At 67.3% G+C, this 18,501-nt stretch carries 17 protein-coding genes; 13 read left to right on the top strand and 4 right to left on the bottom strand.

Features of this window, described 5'->3' with window-relative positions:
- The 4 genes from HAV18_RS29040 to HAV18_RS29025 are packed head-to-tail and all read left to right on the top strand — an operon-like array spanning position 1 to position 3,879.
- The gene (locus tag HAV18_RS29040) at positions 1-891 is read left to right on the top strand and encodes a DUF4123 domain-containing protein (RefSeq protein ID WP_208102167.1); all 891 of its coding nucleotides are present in this window, start codon (positions 1-3) and stop codon (positions 889-891) included.
- On the top strand, positions 888-1,262 hold the full coding sequence (locus HAV18_RS29035; RefSeq protein WP_166963014.1) for a DUF805 domain-containing protein: 375 nt from the start codon (positions 888-890) through the stop codon (positions 1,260-1,262). Before HAV18_RS29040 ends, HAV18_RS29035 begins: the two co-directional genes overlap by 4 nt.
- A gap of 8 nt (positions 1,263-1,270) precedes the next feature.
- Positions 1,271-1,750 (top strand): DUF3304 domain-containing protein, encoded by a 480-nt coding sequence (locus tag HAV18_RS29030; protein ID WP_166963012.1) that lies wholly within the window; start codon positions 1,271-1,273, stop codon positions 1,748-1,750.
- Positions 1,751-1,755: 5 nt separating this feature from the next.
- Complete coding sequence (locus tag HAV18_RS29025) at positions 1,756-3,879, top strand: phospholipase effector Tle1 domain-containing protein (protein ID WP_166963010.1); 2,124 nt, start codon at positions 1,756-1,758, stop codon at positions 3,877-3,879.
- Between the two features lie 48 nt (positions 3,880-3,927).
- Here HAV18_RS29025 and HAV18_RS29020 read toward each other — a convergent pair whose 3' ends face one another.
- Positions 3,928-5,184 (bottom strand): transglycosylase SLT domain-containing protein, encoded by a 1,257-nt coding sequence (locus HAV18_RS29020; RefSeq protein ID WP_166963008.1) that lies wholly within the window; start codon positions 5,182-5,184, stop codon positions 3,928-3,930.
- A 412-nt stretch (positions 5,185-5,596) separates the two neighbouring features.
- Entirely contained in the window at positions 5,597-6,757 is a 1,161-nt protein-coding gene (locus HAV18_RS29015; RefSeq protein WP_166963006.1) for a porin, read from the bottom strand.
- 561 nt (positions 6,758-7,318) lie between these two features.
- On the opposite strand from HAV18_RS29015, the gene HAV18_RS29010 reads away from it, so the two are divergent.
- From HAV18_RS29010 to HAV18_RS28995, 4 genes are read left to right on the top strand one after another with little or no spacing between them, the layout of a single operon-like run.
- Positions 7,319-7,828, top strand: coding sequence for a sigma-70 family RNA polymerase sigma factor (locus tag HAV18_RS29010; RefSeq protein ID WP_166963004.1), 510 nt, complete (start codon positions 7,319-7,321; stop codon positions 7,826-7,828).
- 3 nt (positions 7,829-7,831) lie between these two features.
- Complete coding sequence (locus tag HAV18_RS29005; protein WP_166963002.1) at positions 7,832-8,818, top strand: FecR domain-containing protein; 987 nt, start codon at positions 7,832-7,834, stop codon at positions 8,816-8,818.
- A 56-nt stretch (positions 8,819-8,874) separates the two neighbouring features.
- Complete coding sequence (locus HAV18_RS29000) at positions 8,875-11,451, top strand: TonB-dependent receptor (RefSeq protein ID WP_166963000.1); 2,577 nt, start codon at positions 8,875-8,877, stop codon at positions 11,449-11,451.
- 55 nt (positions 11,452-11,506) lie between these two features.
- Positions 11,507-12,286, top strand: coding sequence for a hypothetical protein (locus tag HAV18_RS28995; protein ID WP_166962998.1), 780 nt, complete (start codon positions 11,507-11,509; stop codon positions 12,284-12,286).
- A gap of 15 nt (positions 12,287-12,301) precedes the next feature.
- Here HAV18_RS28995 and HAV18_RS28990 read toward each other — a convergent pair whose 3' ends face one another.
- Positions 12,302-13,192, bottom strand: a complete 891-nt coding sequence (locus HAV18_RS28990) for a LysR family transcriptional regulator (protein ID WP_166962996.1) — start codon at positions 13,190-13,192, stop codon at positions 12,302-12,304.
- A gap of 112 nt (positions 13,193-13,304) precedes the next feature.
- Between HAV18_RS28990 and HAV18_RS28985 the strand changes: the two genes are divergently transcribed.
- Both HAV18_RS28985 and HAV18_RS28980 read left to right on the top strand, forming a co-directional pair.
- A complete protein-coding gene (locus HAV18_RS28985) occupies positions 13,305-13,730 on the top strand; it encodes a VOC family protein (protein WP_048025897.1) in 426 nt (141 codons plus the stop codon).
- A gap of 132 nt (positions 13,731-13,862) precedes the next feature.
- Positions 13,863-14,447, top strand: a complete 585-nt coding sequence (locus HAV18_RS28980) for a flavin reductase family protein (RefSeq protein WP_166962994.1) — start codon at positions 13,863-13,865, stop codon at positions 14,445-14,447.
- Positions 14,448-14,486: 39 nt separating this feature from the next.
- Here the strand turns inward: HAV18_RS28980 and HAV18_RS28975 are convergent, their stop codons facing one another.
- A complete protein-coding gene (locus HAV18_RS28975; protein WP_166962992.1) occupies positions 14,487-15,383 on the bottom strand; it encodes a LysR family transcriptional regulator in 897 nt (298 codons plus the stop codon).
- A 97-nt stretch (positions 15,384-15,480) separates the two neighbouring features.
- Between HAV18_RS28975 and HAV18_RS28970 the strand changes: the two genes are divergently transcribed.
- The 3 genes from HAV18_RS28970 to HAV18_RS28960 are packed head-to-tail and all read left to right on the top strand — an operon-like array spanning position 15,481 to position 18,497.
- Positions 15,481-16,788 carry a CitMHS family transporter gene (locus HAV18_RS28970; protein WP_166962990.1) on the top strand — a complete coding sequence of 436 codons (1,308 nt, stop codon included), beginning with the start codon at positions 15,481-15,483 and terminating at the stop codon, positions 16,786-16,788.
- A 39-nt stretch (positions 16,789-16,827) separates the two neighbouring features.
- Complete coding sequence (locus tag HAV18_RS28965) at positions 16,828-18,186, top strand: acyclic terpene utilization AtuA family protein (protein ID WP_166962988.1); 1,359 nt, start codon at positions 16,828-16,830, stop codon at positions 18,184-18,186.
- Positions 18,186-18,497: a hypothetical protein gene (locus tag HAV18_RS28960; protein WP_166962986.1), complete on the top strand. Its 312-nt coding sequence runs from the start codon at positions 18,186-18,188 to the stop codon at positions 18,495-18,497. The genes HAV18_RS28965 and HAV18_RS28960 overlap by 1 nt, the downstream gene beginning before the upstream one ends.
- Positions 18,498-18,501: the final 4 nt, after the last annotated feature.

Below are 18,501 nucleotides of genomic sequence, written 5' to 3'. Positions count from 1 at the left end.
ATGACTACGTTGCTTCAGGCATGGGAAACGACCGCCGCCGCGGAGCACACGGCGTTTCCGGATACCCATCGCTATCTGCTGGCCGATGCGTCGCAACTGCCGATCAACGCGGCGCCGTGGCGCGAGCTGATCGCGCAAGGGCAGGTTCACAACCTGCTCGCCGGTCAGCCGGAAGCGAGCAACCCGGAAGTCTGCGCGTTGGTGTGCGACTATCGTGCGCCGCACGTGTCGGCGTTGCTCGAACGGCAGCTCGCGCGGCGGCCGTTCGCGTTTCTGTCGCTGGTCAGCGTCTATCCGCTCGACGAACTCGCGCCGAAGCTTGGCGTCAGGACGCGCGTGACGCTGCCCGACGATCGCGACGGCCTGCTGCGGTTTTACGACGCGGCGGTGTTCCAGACGCTGGCGGGGGCGCTGTCGGAATCGCGCTATCAGGCGTTGCTGTCGCCGTGCGTGTCATGGACCTACGTCGGTCGCGACGGTGTCGTCGGGACGGCGCGGCACCCGCGCCGGCATGAACGGATCTTCTATGCGCGCGTGGATGCGCGCGAGCTCGACGCATTGCGCCACGACGGCAGGCCGGACGCGGTGATCGCCGAGCTGCGGCGCAACGGCCGGATCACCGTCGATGCCGATCCGTTCGACACGTATGCGAGCATGCGAAACCTGTACGCGCTACTGGATGCGCACGGGCTGCCGGACGACCGGCTGGCCTACCGGATCGACGCGACGCTGGCGATGTACCGCACCGTATCGCTCGGCAATGCAGCGATCGACGAATGCATCGCGTTGCATCGCAACGACCACGATGCGTTGTGCGATGCGTTGCTCGACCGGTTGCTCGAACATGACGAGGCGATCGCCGATGCGACCGACCCGAGGGCACAGCGATGAGCGTGCCAACGCTGTTCTCGTTCAGCGGCCGTGCCGGCCGCATCCAATGGTGGAGCGTGACGGTGCCGCTGCTGATCGCCGGTTCCCTGATCGACGCACTGGTCGACCTGCCGTTCGCGCAGCGCATGGCAACCTTCGTCGACGTCGTCGGCTGGGCATTCGCGATCGTGATGGTCTGGATGCTCGTGGCGGTATCGGTCCGGCGCTGGCACGACCTCGGCAAGTCCGGATGGTGGACGCTCCTTCATGCCATTCCGATCGGCGGCGCGTTCATCGTCATCGCGATGAACGGGTTCTATCGCGGGGACGACGCACGTAACCGGTTCGATCCGCCATTGCCGGAAGCAGGCAACAACGACGCAAGTGTGTGAGGGTATCGATGAAATTCAGAGCAGGGATGCACGTTTTGGCGCTGGTCGGGCTCGGTGTGCTCGCCGCATGCAGCAAGCACGGTGTCGACGTGTCGGCGGAACCGCACAACGTGTGCGTCACCGGATATAACGAGTACGGCCGCAAGCTTCACGAGTTCTGGCTCGACAACGAGCACAAGTCCGGGTGCTTCGGCAATCCGTCGGCACGGGAAGACGGCGAGGCATTCGGCGGCGGCGGCGGATTCGCGTGCGGCTGCAAGGTGACGCCGGGGCAGAAGGTAAAGCTGTTCTGGGAGTTTGCGCAGCCGCTTGACGACATTCAGCGCGGCATCCAGCCCGAGCGCAAGACGATCGACGTGACCATTCCGCAGCCGGAATCGTCGACGTCGCGCTATCTGCGCGTGTATTTCCGCAAGAACGGCACCGCCGAGCTGCAGTGGGTCGACGACATGAACGCGCCCGAACTCAAGCCGACTCAGGAGAAGTGAGCGCCATGGCCGAAATCAACCTGAAGAAGGACGCCGTAAGCGCGGAGACGGATCGCGTCAAGGCGGAAGCCGAGCAGATGTGTCCCGCGTGCGAGCACATGCTGTGGGTCAGCTTCTATTTCGACGGATTCGGTTTCGGCGACAAGGAAGGACCGCGAACCAACATCCTGAAGCTGTTCAATGCCGCCTACGACAAGAAGAACAAGAACATGCGGCGCTTCTACTATCCGGGGCTCGGCGCCGACTTTGATCCCGAAGCCGCCGTGCTTCGGCAGGTGTTGAAGGACAAGGCGCTCGACACCGCCGGTGAAAAGGCCGGCGACAAGTTCAAGGAGATGACCGTCGGCAAGGCCAAGGAGACGGTCATTAAAACGACCGGGGACGCGTGGAAGCAGAGCGGCAGGACCGGGAATCCTACGTTGAGCCGCCGCGTCGGCGACACCCTCGACACGGTGCTCGGCAAGGCGAAGGAAGGCGTGGGCGATGCGCGCAAGCGGGTCGAGCGTGCGATAGAGCGGCCGGGCTCGGAAAAGAACCGCGCGTTGCGTTACCTGAAGCGCGAATGGCGGGGGTTATGGCGTGATGTCGTCAAATATCCGTACCGGATTCCCAAGGCCATCGCGAGGGAGATCGGCAAGGAAACGGTCGGTGCGCTGGCCGAGTCGTTCCAGCTCACGCGCGACACGAAGCTGGGCGCCGCCCTGTTCAATACGGGCGTCGATACGCGCCTGAAGGCGGCGGACGAGGATTTCAAGGCGGCGGTGGCCGGCGCGAAGCAAGCGGGCACGGTGAACAGGATTCACGTCGCGGTTTTCGGTTACGACATGGGCGGCGGCCTCGCGCTGGCCTTTGCCAAGCAGTTGCTGGAGGAAACCTGCAAGGGCGGCAAGTACGACGGCGTGGCGGTCAAGATCAAGTTCATGGGGCTGTTCGACTGCGTGACGAACCGCTTCGACGACAACCTGCTGACGGGCTACATCCCGATGAGCAACGCGGTGTCGTCGGATCTGATCCTGTCGCCGGACATCGAGAAATGCGTGCACTACGCGGCCGCGCACGAACTGCGCGTGTACAAGCCGCTGACGATGCTCGGCGTCGACCCGGCCGACATGCGCGGCCGGCGCCAGGAGCGCCTGTTTCCCGGCGCGCAGGTGGACGTGGGCGGCGGTGCGATCGAAGGCGAGGACGGCATTTCCGACAAGCTGGCGCGCCTGCCGCTCGAGATGATGTACCACCGCGCATACGGTGCCGGTATTCCGATGCCGGGCCTGACCGCGCTGGCGAACGAGGACGGCGCGCTGTATCAGCAGATCGTCGCGCCGCAGGACGTGCAGAGCTTCCAGCTCGACTACCGGATGGCCGTCAAGAAGCTCGTGGCGACGACGCGCGAGATTCCGCCGCTGTCGCCGCTGGGCGCGGGCATCGGCTATCCGTCGGCGGCGCTCAAGCCGTCGACCGGGCCGCTCGACTTCCTCAATCCCAAGCCGGTGCCCGACATGACGGACGGTTGCCGCGTGCCCGATCCGGCGCCGCCGCGCCCGGTTGTCGTGACCGATCTGCCGAAGGACATCCAGGGCGAACTCAAGGGCCACATGGTCGTGTATATCCAGTGGCTGCGCATGTGGTACGACCGGGCCGAGAATCGCACGGCCGCGGAGCAGCGCAAGCCGGGCTGGCTGGGTGGCGCGGCCAACCCGCTCGCGTACGGGCGTTACGAGAAGCTGGTGCGCGAAATCGACTACCAGAAGCAGCACGGTACGCGCCCGGGATACGGGTTCGACCGGAAGCAGGCGATGAAGCAGCTCGACGGCGAGTTGCCGGCGTCGATGTTCAACACCGACCCGCAGGCGCAGGCGCTGTTCTGGCTCTGGAGCAATCCGGGCGAGCGCCTGCCGCAGGTCGAGGCGATGTATCCGCTGTTCGTGAAGCACGTGCACGACAGCATGGCCGAAAGCGATATCGAGGCGGTGTGGAGTCACCTCGTGTCGATCAAGAACTACATGAATACGCGGGCCATGCAGAAAATCGCGACCGCACCCGACAAAGCGTTCCTGGACCGCGTCGCGGACGTGTACCACTCGCTGGTGTCGACCGTATCCGCGCCGTCCGGCACGACGGTCGTCCGATAGTCCGCCGGCCGCCGCACGCCGGTCGACGGCGCGCGGCTGGCCCGTGCGTTACTTCGAGAGATACCAGAGCGCGTCGGTGCTGACGCGCGCGGCCGGCTTCGTCGTGGCGGGCACCGGTGGCGTCGCAGCGGGGGGCGGCGTGTTCGACGTCACTGCGGTGGGCCACGTCGCCGGCGTATTCGACGGGGTCGATGCCGTCGGCGCATTGGCCGTACTCGAGGTCGCTGCAGAACCCGACGTCGATGCCGTGTCGATATACCAGAGCGCATCGGACGACGCGGCGCGCTTGGCCGACGCATTCGCACCCGGCTGTTTCGCTGCCGGTGCGGTGGCAGCCGTTGCCGCCGTCGCGCCCGAACGCGGCGTTCCCGCTGCCGCTCCTGCTCCCGCCCCAGCCGTTGCCTGCGCCGTCGTCCCGGCGCCGCCACGCTGCGCACGCGCCTCGAACGGCCCGAGCTGGAAGATTAACGTTTGCGCGGGACGCGTCAGGACGGCATACGGGAACTGCAGCTCCCACGACATCAGCACGCGGCCCGACGACGTTTCGGTGAAGATCGCCGGCAAGTGCTTCATGTCGCTGAACTGCACGTAGATTCGCGAACCGTCGTCGAACACCTGGGTCGGCTTCGCCTGGTCGGCACCGGTGACCGTCCAGCCGAAGTTGTACGTGCCGGCCGGGCCGGCGGGCCCGCCCTGCGGTGGCGGAGGCGGCGGGGCCGACGAGATCGTGCGCGGACGCGTGACCTGCTGCGGGGCGGACACGCTCAGGCTCGCGAACGGGTTGTACGCCTGTGCCTGTTGCGGCGGCGTAAAAGAGGGAGGCAGGATAGGCATGGGAGTATCCGGCGAATCCGGCATGGTCCGGATTGCATCATAGACCTTGCGCGCATACGCGAGGCGCTTGTCGGGCGAGGCGGAGTTGTACGCGCCGATCGCGTTCCAGTTGGCGCCGAGCTGGCGGATGTTCTGCGACAGGATCCACGCGCCGACATACGCGTTCGTACACGCATCGAACAGGCTCTCCCGCGTAATGCCTTCGCGTGCGAGCGTCGGCAGCCAGGTGCTGTTGATCTGCATCAGGCCGATGTCGACCGTGCCGTTCGTATTGGTGTTGACGGCGTTCGGGTTCATGCCCGACTCGACTTGCGCGATGCCGCGCATCAGGCTGACGCTCACGTGCTGGAATGCGGCCGCGTCGTCGAGGCAATCGGCCCGCGCGACACCGTGCAGCGCGCACGAGAGTGCAATCGTCGAGGCGATTTTCAGCGTTTCTCGGCTGATCGAACGGGTGGTCTGACGCGGCATGGCAGGATGGGGCGGAATCCGGGCGCCCGGTGCAAGGAAATTACGCGAGACGCGAAGTGTGCCATAGCGCGCAGGCAAATGGCTCGCGTCAAACTTTCCTTTGCATTTGCCCATGCGTTCGCCGCGCATTTTTATCGCGTCCGATCACGCGGTCAGGCGACGCATTATCGGTAAAAATGGCCGGATTTCATGATGAATGGCGGGGCAATGACGGCGCCGGAATACTGACGCATCGCGTCATTTATCCCGTGAAATCGGTGCTGAATCGAACCGGATTGGAAATCGGGCGGCAGTCGATATCCGGGTTGAAAAGGGCGATGAAAAGGCGATCCGGAAACGCCGGCGGCCGAAACCGCCGTGTCGGTCGATGCGGATTCGGCCGGCCGCGCAACGCACCGCCGGCCGTCTTGCATCAGAAGCTGTGACGCAGGCCGAGGTTGACCATCGTCTGCGAGCTCGTGCCCGCGTAGCCGTACGAACCGATCGACGCCTGCGCGGCCATCGACCCGCCGCTGCCGTCGCCGGTCCGGCCGCTCGCGTGCTGGTACGCGGCGGTCACGTACACGTCGGTGCGCTTCGACAGGCTGTAGTCCGCGCCGGCCGATGCCTGGTGATAGGTCGCCGACGTATCGCCGCCCGAGCGCGTATAGCTGTAGCCGAGGCCGATGAGCAGTGCACTCGTCGCCTGGTAGTTCACGAAGCCTTGCCCGGTGTTGTAGTGCTCGTTCGAATTGAATACCGAGCTCGCATCGCGGCGGTACTGCGCGTTGCTGTAGCCGAGGCCGAACGTGAACGGGCCGGCGACGTACTGGCCCGCGATGCGCGCGATGCCGATCGAGTGCGCGCTCGCGTAGCCGTTGTTGATCGGGCCGTCGAAGGTGCCGTCCGACGAGCTGGTCCAGCCGTTGCGCAGCCCGTTCGATGCAGGGCTGTTGGTCGCATGGAAATAACCGCCCGCGACGCTGAACGGCCCGTTGTTGTACGACACGGCTGCCGAATACGACTGCGCGGCGCCGGTGCTGCCGGCGATCCCCCCAAACGAATACATCGCGGAGAACTGCAGGCCCGAATACACGGCCGACGTGTACTTCACCGCGTTGTCGACGCGGAAGCTGTTGTCGTAGTTGTCGACGTCGCCGGGTGTCGCAAACACGCTGCCAAGATAATTGTCGGCGGTGATGCCCTGCACGAGATCGACGAGCGGATCGTACTGGCGGCCGAACGTGAGCGTGCCGTAGCGGTTGCTCGTCAGGCCGACGAACGCCTGCCGGCCGAACATGCGGCCGCCCTGGCCCTGCCGGCCGTTGCTCGGGTCGAAGCCGTTCTCGAGCTGGAACAGCGCCTTCAGCCCGCCGCCGAGATCCTCGGTGCCTTTCACGCCAAAGCGGCTGCCGGCCAGGTTGCCCGCGCTGCTGTTGCCGAGCATCCACGCGTTGTCCTTGCCCTGCGCATGGTTCACATAGGTGATCGACGTGTCGATCACGCCATACAGCGTGACGCTCGACTGCGCATGCGCGACGGGTATCGCCGCGAACGACGCGACGGAAATCAGCGAGAGGGTCGTGCGTTTCATTTCATCTCCTTGCGCATTGGCTTGTGTTCGTGATCCGGAATGGCAGGAGACTACCGAGCCCGATTAAAACGGCAAAAATGAAATTCTCTTTTGTGGCCTGACGCAGACAGGGATGTCCTCCGATCTCGACGATCGAGGGATTTGAATTATTGAAAATTACGTATCAATTGATTGTCATTTCGCGATTTCGCCATGGCGGCTTGCATATCTCGCGATAATTCCGGGCAATTCGACGGGGAATAAAGGTGGCCGGGATATTGTTATCGATCAGTCAAATAATTATTTAATGAATCGATTTGGCTGGGCTGTAATGCATGTGTTAGCGACGCGCGTATCCGGCGACGGCATCGCGGTTTGGTCACCCATTCCTGCCTCGTTGTCGCGGTGTACGTCGAACGCCGTGCTTGGCCGCCCCCGGGCGTGAACGACATCGGTGCGCCCCCCGCCGATGCGCGGCAGCGGCCCGCACGCACCGGAGCACCGGTCGTCGCCCCGGTTTTGTATATAATAATCATTCTCATTTACAAGATCGTTGACGCCTGCGCACCCCGGAACCCGGCCATGTCTGCTGACCAGCTGTCCCTCCATCGAGAAATCGACGCCCTCTATACCGGCCACCACGCGTGGCTGCGCGGCTGGTTGAGCCGGAAGCTCGGTTGCGCGCACCGTGCGGCCGATCTGGCGCACGATACGTTCATGCGGCTGCTCGCGCGCGACGAGCCGATCGGTGCCGACGAGCCGCGCGCGTTCCTGACGACGGTTGCGCAGCGCGTGCTGAGCAACCACTGGCGGCGCGAGCAGATCGAGCGCGCGTATCTCGATGCGCTTGCGCAGCGGCCTGAAGCGTATGCGCCGTCGCCGGAGGAGCGGGCCGTCGTGCTCGAGATGCTGCTCGAAATCGACCGGCTGCTCGACGGCCTGCCGCTCGCGGCGAAGCGTGCGTTCCTGCTCGCGCAGCTCGACGGGCTCACGCAGGCCGAGATCGCGCGCGAACTCGGCGTGTCGCTGGCGACGGTGAAGCGCTATCTCGTGAAGGCCGGCACGCAGTGCTTCTTCGCGATGGCGGCCTGACCGATGGCCGCCCCGGGAGCGCCGGCGGTGCCGCCGCAGGTTGCGCGCCGCGCGGTCGAATGGTGGGTCGACCGGCAGGCCGGCCGCACCGGCGAAGCGTTCGACGCCGCGCTCGCGCGCTGGCGCGCGGAGGATCCGGCGCACGACGCGGCATGGCGCCATATCGAAACGATGCAGCACCGGCTCGGCGGGCTGGCGGCCGGACTCGACCCGCAGGTCGCGCGCGCGGCGCTGCTGCCGCCGCGTGCGGGCCGCCGCCGCGCGGCCGTGAAGGCGCTGGCCGTGCTGCTGTTCGCGGGCGGCGCCGCATGGATGGCCGAGCCTGCGCGGCGCGCGGTGATCTGGCCGGCGGACCTGCGAACGGCGGTCGGCGAACGGCGCACGGTGACGCTCGCGGATCGCACGGTCATCGTGCTCGACACCGATACGGCGCTCGACGTGCGCTTCGACGACACCGCGCGTCACCTGCGCCTGCTGCGCGGGACGATCATGGTGACGAGCGGCCACGACGAGCGCGTGCCCGCGCGGCCACTCGTCGTCGCGACTGCGCAGGGCGAGCTGCGGCCGCTCGGCACGCGCTTCACGGTACGGCAGCGCGACGGCGCGACGCGTGTCGAGGTGTTCGCCGGCGCGGTGCGCGTGCAGCCGGCCGACGCGCCGGCCGGCACACGCGTGATCGCGGCCGGAGAGGGCACGGCTTTCACGCGCGACGCAATCAGCGAGCCGACGCCGCTCGATGCATATGCGTCCGCGTGGACGGACGGCATGCTCGTCGCGTCGCGCATGCGGCTGGCCGACCTCGTCGCGGAGCTCGACCGCTATCGCCGCGGCAGCCTGCGCTGCGATGCGGCCGTGGCCGACCTGCGCGTGTCGGGCACCTATCCACTCGACGATCCCGCGCGCGTGCTCGACACGCTGAAGGCGACGTTGCCGATCGACGTGCGCTACCTGACGCGCTATTGGGCGACGGTCGTGCCGGCCCGTTCCTGAAGCGCGTCGAAAAAAAGTTTCCGCCGACCTGAGCTGTTTCTCGATGTTCGCGTGACATGGGTAATGAAAGCAGCACTGGCCCATCGTCCACCGACTTCCCGATCATGGTTTCCATCCGTCTCACCTATCGGCGCCGTCCGGCGCCCGACCGACATCTGCCGCGCGCCGCGCGCCCGGCCGCACCTGCCGCGCCGGGTCGCCTCGCGCGCCGGCTGGCCGGCGCCGTCCTGGTGTCCGCGCTGCTGCCGCTGCCCGCGCTGGCCGACACCGACACCGATGCGGCGCCAGCCGCGCAGCGCGGGGCGCGCCGTGCGTTCGACATTCCGGCCGGGCCGCTCGAAGCGGCGCTGAACCGGTTCGGCCGCGACGCGGGCATCCTGCTCGCGTTTCCGGCCGAACTGACGGCCGGCCTGACGAGCGGCGGCGTGCAGGGCCGCTTCGACGTCGACGGCGCGCTCGATCGCCTGCTGACGGGCACGGGGCTCGTCGCGTTGCGCCAATCGGGCGGCGGTTACACGCTGAAGCGCGCGGACAGCACGGTCGCACGACCCGTGGCGGCCGGCGTCGCCGCGGGCGCCGAATTGCCGGCGATCACGGTGCGCTCCAGTGCGCTGCGCGCCGAAAGCTACCGCGCGCCGAAGGAGGCGGGCGTGCTGCGTTCCGACATTCCGCTGCTCGACACCGCGCAGGCCGTCAACATCGTGCCCGCGCAGGTGCTGCGCGACCAGCGTCCGCGCAACCTAGACGACGCGCTCGGCAACGTCAGCGGCATCACGCAGGGCAACACGCTCGCGGGCACGCAGGACACGATCATGAAGCGCGGCTTCGGCGGCAATCGCGACGGCTCGATCATGCAGAACGGGATGCCGCTCGTGCAGGGGCGCGCGTTCAACGCGGCGGTCGACAGCGTCGAGGTGCTGAAGGGGCCGACTTCGCTGCTGTACGGGCTGATGGACCCGGGCGGCGTGGTCAACGTCGTCACCAAACAACCGCAGCTCGTGCGCTACAACGCGATCTCGCTCGGCGCGTCGACGTTCGGGCACGGCAAGAACGGCGGCAGCGCGACCTTCGATTCGACCGGGCCGATCGGCGATTCGCGGCTCGCGTACCGGCTGATCGTCGACCAGTCGAACGAGCAGTACTGGCGCAACTTCGGCGAATACCGGCAGACCTTCGTCGCACCGTCGCTCGCGTGGTATGGCCGCGATACGCAGGTCGTGGTGTCCTACCAGTACCGGACATTCCATTCGCCGTTCGATCGCGGCACGGCGCTCGACCCGCGTACCAACGCGCCGCTCGACATTCCCGCACGGCGGCGCATCGACGAGCCGTTCAACAACATGGACGGTGAATCGCACCTCGCGCAGCTGAGCGTCGATCACCAGTTCAACGCCGACTGGAGCGCGCATGTCGGCTACAGCTACAACCGCGAGACTTACGACGCGAACCAGTTGCGCACGACCGGCGTCGATCCGGTGAAGGGCACGATGACGCGCAGCAACGATGCGACGCACGGCTCGCTCAGCACCGACAGCTACGGGATCGGTTACGTGAACGGCAAGCTGACGCTGGGCGGGATGCGGCACGACGTGCAGGTCGGCTTCGATACCGAATACCGTCGCATCTACCGCAAGGACATGCTGCGGCAGGCCGTGAAGACGCCGTTCAGCTATATCGATCCCGTCTACGGGCTGCTGCCGCCGTCGAGCACGGTGTCCGCGAGCGACAGCGACCAGACCGACACGCTGCACGATGCGTCCGCATTCGTGCAGGACACGATCCACCTGACCGACAAGTGGATCGTGTCGGGCGGGTTGCGCTACATCACGTACAACCAGGTCGCGGGGCGTGGCCGGCCGTTCAAGGCGAACACCGATCTCAGCGGCTCGAAGTGGCTGCCGCGAGCGGGCGTCGTCTACAAGTGGACCGATACGTTTTCGCTGTACGGCAGCTATTCGCAGTCGCTGAAGCCGTCGTCGTCGATCGCGCCGATGACGGGCTACATCATCGACGGTGCGACACCGCCCGAGGAAGCGACCGCGTGGGAAGTGGGCGGCAAGCTCGATCTGCCAGGCGGGATGACGGGCACGCTGGCATTCTTCAACATCGACAAGAAGAACGTGCTCGTGTCGCAATACAACGACGCGACCAAGCTGACCGACTGGCGCACGTCGGGCAAGGCGCGCTCGCGCGGGATCGAGCTCGACTTGTCGGGCAGGATCGGCGAGCGCGTGAACGTGATCGCGAGCTACGCGTACATCGACGCGAAGACGACCGAGGATCCGCTTTACGCGGGCAACCAGCTGTGGAACGTCGCGCGCCACACGGCGTCGCTCGCGGCCGTCTACGATTTCGGCACGGTGGCAGGCGGCGACGACCTGCGCGTCGGCGCGGACGTGCGCTACGTCGGCGCGCGGCCCGGCGATTCGGCGAACAGCTTCACGCTGCCGTCGTACGTGCTCGCCGATGCGTTCGCCACGTACGACACGCGGATCGGCAAGCAGAAGCTGTCGTTCCAGCTCAACGTGAAGAACCTCTTCAATCGTACCTACTACCCGTCGAGCGCGAACCGCTACTTCGTCGCGATCGGCGATGCGAGACAGGTGTCGCTGCTCACCACGCTGCAGTTCTGACCACGCAATCGCCGCGCGGCCGTCACGGCGGCGCGCGGCTTCGGAGAAGATCCAGATGAACCGGAACATGAAGACCGGCGCCGTGCGCGCCGCGGCCGCCGGTGCGCGGCGTCGCACCTTGCGCGCGATCGCGGGCTCGGTGCTCGCGATCGGCGCGGGCCTGGGCCTCGGCGCGGGTGCGGCCGCCCCCGCGTGGGCGGCCGATGCACCGCAGGCCGTCACGCGCGTCGCGATGCTCGTGCAGCTGCGCGGCCCGAACCTGAAGGTCGACGAACGCATCGGCCAGCATCTCGGCGAACGCGGCTACGCGGTGCGCCTGATCGACGAGTCGTCGACGCCCGATGCGGCGCGCGACGCCGACCTGGTCGTGATTTCGTCGACGGTGTCGTCGAAGAACGTGCGGCCCGGCTGGCGCACGCTCGACAAGCCGCTCGTGACCTGGGAAAACGACCTGCTCGACGATCTCGCGATGACGGGCAAGCGTCATGACGTCGACTTCGGCGAAACGGGCAAGGAACGCTACCTGTGGCTCGTCAATGCGCCGCACCCGATCTCGGCCGGGCTGCCGGCCGGTACGACGAACGTGTACGGCAAGCAGGCGCCGATGAGCTGGGGCAAGCCGGGGCTCGGCGCGATCACGATCGCGACCGTGTACGGCCAACCCGACAAGGCCGCGATCTTCGCGTACGAGAAGGGCGCGACGATGGACTACGAAGCGCTCGCGCCGGCGCGCCGCGTGATGTTCTTCCTCGACAACGACACGTTCGTGAACCTGTCGCCGGCCGGTGTCGCGCTGTTCGATGCGGCGGTCGACTGGGCGGCCGGTCGGCGCTGATCGACGACATCGGTGCTATGCCGCCTGCGGCGGCAAGCGCCGCCGCGACGCCGCTTCGATCAGTTGCGCCAGTTGCTGCGCCGGCTCCGACATCGTCCGCCGCGCGCGATGCACGAGCCCGATGTCGCGGTGGAACGTGTGATGCCCGAGATCGAGCGCGCGCACGCCGGCCGGCCAGCGGCGATACACGGCGGTCTGCGGGACGATCGCGACGCCGACGCCGTGCTCGACCAGCTTGACGATCGCGTCGAGCTCGTCGAGTTCACACGTGTCGCGCACCGCGATGTGCATCTTTCTCAGGAAACGATCGACCTGGCGGCCGCCGAACGACGCGCGGTCGTAGCGCACGAACGGCTCGCTCGCGAGCAGTTCGGCCCAGTCCTTGCCCTTCACGCTGCGCGGCACGATCAGCCGGAACGGTTCCTGCGCGAGCGTCGTCCAGTGCAGGTCGCTCTGCAGCGAAAACGGCGGCCGGATGATCGTGGCCATGTCGATCTCGCCCGCGTCGACCCGATTGACCAGTTCGATCGACAGCCCCGGTATCACGCGCGTCCGGCAGCCGGGATGGCTACGATGGAAATCGGCCAGCGCGGCCGGCAGCAGCGCACTCTGCACCGACGCAATCGCGCCGATCGTCACGCGCACGGCGGCCGGCGAGCCGGGCGCGGTCGAGCTCAGGTTCTCGTACAGGCCGAGCAGCGCTTGCGCCTGGCCGAGCACGTGATGACCCATTTCGTTGAGCCGAGCCGACCGGCCTTGCCGGTCGAACAGCGCGAAGCCGAGTTCGGCTTCGAGGCGCTGCATCTGCGCGCTCACGGCCGCTTGCGTGAGCCCGATGCGGTGGCCGGCCGCGGCGAACGTGCCTTCCCGGGCGACGGCGACGAGGGTTTTCAGTTCGCGGATCATTCATCAATTCCGTTTGTGAATGGTGCAACTATATATTGATTTAATTTCTGCTTGACCTTGACTACCATGGTGCCGTCCTCGCGTCACGCGAGCGTTCCATCACGAGGCAACCATGAGTCTTTCCCCGTTTCACCTGGCGATTCCGGTCTACGATCTGGCGGCCGCGCGCGATTTCTACGGCCGTGTGTTCGGGCTGGCAGAAGGGCGCTCGAGCGCGCAGTGGGTCGACTTCGACTTCTACGGGCACCAGCTCGTGATCCATGAGCATCCGAAGACCGCGTCGCAGGAAGGCGCGCATACGAATGCGGTCGACGGTCACGACGTGCCGGTGCCGCATTTCGGGATCGTGCTCGACTGGGCGAGCTGGGAAGCGCTGGCCGAGCGGCTGAGGTCGTTCGGCGTCACCTTCGTGATCGAGCCGTACGTGCGGTTCCAGGGCCAGGTTGGCGAACAGGCGACGATGTTCCTGTTCGATCCATGCGGCAATGCGCTCGAGTTCAAGGCGTTCCGCGACATCGGCCAGTTGTTCGCGAAGTGACGCACGGGGCCGTCAGCGCCGATTGAAATTGGGTGCGAGAATGCGGCCTTCGGCCGGGCCGCGCGCACGCGCGCCGGCCGGTGCCGCGCCGCATGGCCTTCGTCCGTGCGCGCCGTTCTCCAAGGAACCCGTATGGACAGTCATATCGCTCCGGTGGAGCTGAAGAAAGCCTACCGTCTTCTCAACCACGGGCCGACCGTGCTCGTGTCGGCCCGCCACGGCGGCATCGACAACGTGATGGCCGCCGCGTGGGCGTGCGCGCTGGACTTCCTGCCGCCGAAGCTGACGGTCGTGCTCGACAAGTCCGCGAAGACGCGCGAGCTCGTCGAGCGCAGCGGCACGTTCGTGATCCAGGTGCCGACGGCCGCGCAGCTGCGGCTCACGCACGCGGTCGGCAGCCACAGTCTCGCCGAGCGGCCCGACAAGCTGCGCGAAGCGGGCGTCACGCTGTTCGACGTCGACGGCCACGACCTGCCGTTTGTCGCCGGATGCTCGGGCTGGCTCGCGTGCAAGCTGATTCCCGAGCCGCACAACCAGCAGACCTACGATTTGTTCATCGGCGAAGTGGTCGGTGCGTGGTCCGACACGCGCGTGTTCCGCGACGGCCACTGGTATTTCGAATCGGCCGATCCCGCGCTGCGCAGCCTGCACTACATCGCGGGCGGCAATTTCTATGCGATCGGCGAATCGCTGCACGTCGATCCGGACGCACCGTAAGCGTCACGCGATCTTCCGGTTTCGCTCAGGGCGCGCGGTTCACGCGCGCTTTTTCAATTCCGCCAGCATCGCTTCGGCGAACGCCTGCGCGACGCGCGGCAGCGTGCGGCCGCGCTTCGTGACGAGCGCGATCGGCCGCACGAACGCGGGATCGTCGATCGGCCTCGCGACCAGCTCGGGCTCGGCGCGTACCTCGCGCGCGGTCGCGGGCAGGATCGTCACGCCGAGGCCGCCGCGCACCATCGCGACGGCCGTCATCATGTAGGTCGGTTCGCACGCGATGTCGGGCGTGCAGCCGGCCGCGTCCAGCGCGGCATCGACGACGCTGCGCACGCTCGTGCCCTGCGCGGTGAGCACGAGCGGCACGGCCGCGACATCGGCGGTGCTCACGCGGCGCTTGCGCGCGAGCGGATGATCCTTCGGGCATACGGCAACGAGCCGGTCGGCGCCTGCATACAGCACCTCCAGCGACGCATCGAACGTATCGCCGCCCGTCAAGCCGAGATCGGCCTCCTCGTTGCGCACGAGCGCGGTGACGAGGCTCGCGACGCCGTCGCGGATCTCGAAGCCCGCACGCGGCACGTCGCGCCGGAACGACTGGATCAGCTCCGGCAGCACGCTGGACGCGAAGGTCGGCAGGCACGCGAGCCGCACCGTGCCGCTCGTGCCTTCGCCGAGCGCGCGCGCATCGCGCAGCACGCGCTCCATGTCGTCGAGCGAGCGTTGCAGCAGCGGCAGCAGCTCGCGCCCGGTCTGCGTGAGCGCCACGCTGCGGCTGTTGCGGTCGAACAGGCGCGCGCCGACGATTTCCTCGAGCCGGCGGATCTGCACGGTCAGCGCCGGCTGCGACAGGTGCAGCCGCGCGGCCGCGCGCGTGAAGTTGCCGGCCTGCGCGACGGTGACGAACGCGCGAATGTCGCGAAGATTCAGATCCATAACGGTTCGTGATTGCTGCGATCAAATCATTTCAATTGTGCTATCGCTGCGCCGACCTTACGCTCGTCTCCAACAAAAGACAAGGTAGGAGACACGGATGCTGCCGTTACTCGGGCTTGGCACGATCGTCGTGCTGCTGGCCGCGATTCTGTCGAAGCGGATGTCGCCGCTCGTCGCGCTGATCATCGTGCCGATCGCCGCCTCGCTGATCGGCGGCTTCGGGCTGCACACCAGCAAGTTCGTCATTGACGGGCTGAAGGGGCTCGCGCCCGTGGTCGGGATGTTCGTGTTCGCGATCCTCTATTTCGGCACGATCACCGACGCCGGCACGCTCGACCCGATCATCGACCGCATCCTGCGCGCGGTCGGCACGCGGCCGACGCGCATCGTGATGGGCACGACGCTGCTCGCGCTGCTGATCCACCTCGACGGCTCGGGCGCCGTGTGCTTTCTCGTGACGATTCCGGCCGTGCTGCCGCTGTACGACCGGCTGAAGATGGACCGGCGCGTGCTGGCTGCCGCGGTGTCGATGGCCGCGGGCATCAACTTCCTGCCGTGGACGGGGCCGATGATCCGCGCGTCGGCGTCGCTGCACCTGCCGGTGTCGGCGCTGTTCAACCCGCTGATTCCGGTGCAGGCGATCGGCCTGGTGTTCGTGTTCGGCGTCGCGTACTGGCTCGGGCGGCGCGAGGAGAAGCGGCTCGGCCTGTCGCGCGACGATGCGTCCATCCCGCTGCCCAAGCGCGAGCTGACACCCGACGAGCAGGCGCTGCGCCGGCCGCACCTGTTCTGGTTCAACCTCGTGCTGACGCTCGTCGTGCTCGGCACGATGGTCGTGATGGGCGAGAAGATCCCGCCCGCGATCATGTTCATGGTCGGGCTGTGCATCGCGTTGATGGTGAACTACCCGGACGTCGACATGCAGCGAAAGCGCATCGACGCGCATGCGCGCGCGGCGCTGATGATGGCCGGCATCCTGCTCGCGGCCGGCGTGTTCACGGGGATCATGCAGGGCAGCGGCATGCTGAAGGCGATGGCGCAGGCGGCGGTCGGCTTCGTGCCGCCGTCGATGGCCGGCCACATCCCGGTCGTGCTCGGCTTCGCGTCGATGCCGCTCAGCATGCTGTTCGATCCCGATTCGTTCTACTTCGGCGTGCTGCCCGTGATCGCGGAAGTGGCCGGCCAGCTTGGCGTGCCGGCCGTGCAGGTCGGGCAGGTCGGGCAGGCCGCGCTGCTCGGCCAGATGACGACCGGGTTCCCGGTCAGCCCGCTGACGCCCGCGACGTTCCTCGTGGTCGGCCTGTGCGGCATCGAGCTGGCCGAGCACCAGAAATTCACGTTCCCGCTGCTGTTCGGCGCCTCGATCGTCATGACGATCGCGTGCGTCGTGCTGGGCATCTTTTGACTTTTCCCGGCGGCGCACCCGCCAAACGACGGTATGGACATGACAGCAAAGCAACCTGAACGGCGCGTGCGCATCGGCGCGGGTGCCGGCTACTCGGGCGACCGCATCGAGCCCGCGGTCGAACTGGCCGAACACGGGCAGTTGGACTATCTCGTCTTCGAATGCCTGGCCGAGCGCACGATCGCGATCGCGCAGCAGGCACGGCGCAACGATCCGGCACTCGGCTACGACCCGCTGCTCGACGCGCGGATGCGCGCCGTGCTGCCGGTCGCGGCGGCGAAACGCGTGCGCATCGTGTCGAACATGGGCGCGGCGAATCCGCGTGCTGCCGCGCGGCGCACCGCGCAGATCGCGCAGTCGCTCGGTATCGCGGGGCTGAAAGTCGCGGCGGTCGAAGGCGACGACGTGCTCGACGTGGTGCTGAGCGGCGCGTTCCGCTTCGAGGAATCGGGCGACGACGTCGCCGCGTATCGCGACCGCATCGTGTCCGCGAACGCGTACCTCGGCGCCGCACCGATCGTCGACGCGCTTGCGGCCGGTGCGGACGTCGTGCTGACCGGGCGTGTCGCCGATCCGTCGCTGTTCGCCGCGCCGCTGATCCACGCGTTCGGCTGGCGGATGGACGACTGGGACACGCTCGGGGCTGCGACGGTCGTCGGCCACCTGCTCGAATGCGCGGGGCAGGTGACGGGCGGCTATTTCGCCGACCCCGGCTACAAGGACGTGCCGAACCTCGCGCGGCTCGGCTTCCCGATCGGCGAAGTCGCGGCCGATGGCTCGGTCGTGATCACGAAGGTGCCGCACGCGGGCGGCCGCGTGAGCGCGGCGACCTGCAAGGAACAGCTGCTCTACGAGATCCACGATCCGGCGCGTTACCTGCAGCCCGACGTCGTCGCGGATTTCACGCGAGTCACCGTTGCCGAGGAGGCGCCGGACCGCGTGCGCGTGACGGGCGGGCGTGGCACGGCGCGGCCCGACACGCTGAAGGTGTCGGTGGCTTACGTCGACGGCTGGATCGGCGAAGGCCAGATCTCGTACGGTGGCCCGGGCGCGCTTGAACGCGCGCGCCTTGCGCTCGAGATCGTCCGCGAGCGGCTGGCATTGACCGGCGTCGCCGCGACCGAATTGCGCTTCGACCTGATCGGCGTCGATGCGCTGTATGGCGACGCGACGCCGGCCGTGCGCGGCGAGCCGGCCGAGGTGCGTGTGCGGGTGGCCGGCCGCGCGGCGAGCGCCGCCGAAGCGGCGCGGATCGGCAATGAAGTCGAGACGCTCTATACGAACGGGCCGGCCGGCGGCGGCGGCGCGTTCAAGTCGACGCGCGAGGTGATCGCCGTGCAGTCGGTGCTGTTGCCGCGCGCGGCCGTGACGCCGTCGTTTTCATTCGTGGAGGCATGATGCAACTGCGTGAACTCGCGCATGCGCGCACCGGCGACAAGGGCAATACGCTGAACGTATCGGTGATTTGCCGCGATCCGCGCCATTACGATCATCTGCGCATGTACCTCGATGCCGACGCGGTGAAGGCGTGGCTCGCGGGCATCGTGCACGGCGACGTCGTGCGTTACGAACTGCCGGCGCTCGGTGCATTCAATTTCGTGCTGCGCGATGCGCTCGGCGGCGGCGTCACGCGCTCGCTCGCGCTCGACGCACACGGCAAGTCGGTCAGTTCGGCGCTGCTGGCGATCGAGGTGCCCGACCCGGCGTGACGGA

It is taken from the genome of Burkholderia sp. D-99 (assembly GCF_011605345.1).
In the GTDB taxonomy this organism is placed as follows: Bacteria; Pseudomonadota; Gammaproteobacteria; order Burkholderiales; family Burkholderiaceae; genus Burkholderia.
This window is presented reverse-complemented; position numbering and strand designations above follow the sequence as displayed.

What these genes read in the sequence shown, in the direction of transcription:
- HAV18_RS29040 (WP_208102167.1), top strand. Translation starts at nt 1, where the DNA reads ATGACTACGTTGCTTCAGGCATGGGAAACGACCGCCGCCGCGGAGCAC.
- HAV18_RS29025 (WP_166963010.1), top strand. Translation starts at nt 1,756, where the DNA reads ATGGCCGAAATCAACCTGAAGAAGGACGCCGTAAGCGCGGAGACGGAT.
- HAV18_RS29000 (WP_166963000.1), top strand. Translation starts at nt 8,875, where the DNA reads ATGGGTAATGAAAGCAGCACTGGCCCATCGTCCACCGACTTCCCGATC.
- HAV18_RS28980 (WP_166962994.1), top strand. Translation starts at nt 13,863, where the DNA reads ATGGACAGTCATATCGCTCCGGTGGAGCTGAAGAAAGCCTACCGTCTT.
- HAV18_RS28970 (WP_166962990.1), top strand. Translation starts at nt 15,481, where the DNA reads ATGCTGCCGTTACTCGGGCTTGGCACGATCGTCGTGCTGCTGGCCGCG.
- HAV18_RS29015 (WP_166963006.1), bottom strand. Translation starts at nt 6,757, where the DNA reads ATGAAACGCACGACCCTCTCGCTGATTTCCGTCGCGTCGTTCGCGGCG.
- HAV18_RS28975 (WP_166962992.1), bottom strand. Translation starts at nt 15,383, where the DNA reads ATGGATCTGAATCTTCGCGACATTCGCGCGTTCGTCACCGTCGCGCAG.
- HAV18_RS28995 (WP_166962998.1), top strand. Translation starts at nt 11,507, where the DNA reads ATGAACCGGAACATGAAGACCGGCGCCGTGCGCGCCGCGGCCGCCGGT.
- HAV18_RS29035 (WP_166963014.1), top strand. Translation starts at nt 888, where the DNA reads ATGAGCGTGCCAACGCTGTTCTCGTTCAGCGGCCGTGCCGGCCGCATC.
- HAV18_RS28985 (WP_048025897.1), top strand. Translation starts at nt 13,305, where the DNA reads ATGAGTCTTTCCCCGTTTCACCTGGCGATTCCGGTCTACGATCTGGCG.
- HAV18_RS29020 (WP_166963008.1), bottom strand. Translation starts at nt 5,184, where the DNA reads ATGCCGCGTCAGACCACCCGTTCGATCAGCCGAGAAACGCTGAAAATC.
- HAV18_RS29030 (WP_166963012.1), top strand. Translation starts at nt 1,271, where the DNA reads ATGAAATTCAGAGCAGGGATGCACGTTTTGGCGCTGGTCGGGCTCGGT.
- HAV18_RS28990 (WP_166962996.1), bottom strand. Translation starts at nt 13,192, where the DNA reads ATGATCCGCGAACTGAAAACCCTCGTCGCCGTCGCCCGGGAAGGCACG.
- HAV18_RS29010 (WP_166963004.1), top strand. Translation starts at nt 7,319, where the DNA reads ATGTCTGCTGACCAGCTGTCCCTCCATCGAGAAATCGACGCCCTCTAT.
- HAV18_RS28960 (WP_166962986.1), top strand. Translation starts at nt 18,186, where the DNA reads ATGCAACTGCGTGAACTCGCGCATGCGCGCACCGGCGACAAGGGCAAT.
- HAV18_RS29005 (WP_166963002.1), top strand. Translation starts at nt 7,832, where the DNA reads ATGGCCGCCCCGGGAGCGCCGGCGGTGCCGCCGCAGGTTGCGCGCCGC.
- HAV18_RS28965 (WP_166962988.1), top strand. Translation starts at nt 16,828, where the DNA reads ATGACAGCAAAGCAACCTGAACGGCGCGTGCGCATCGGCGCGGGTGCC.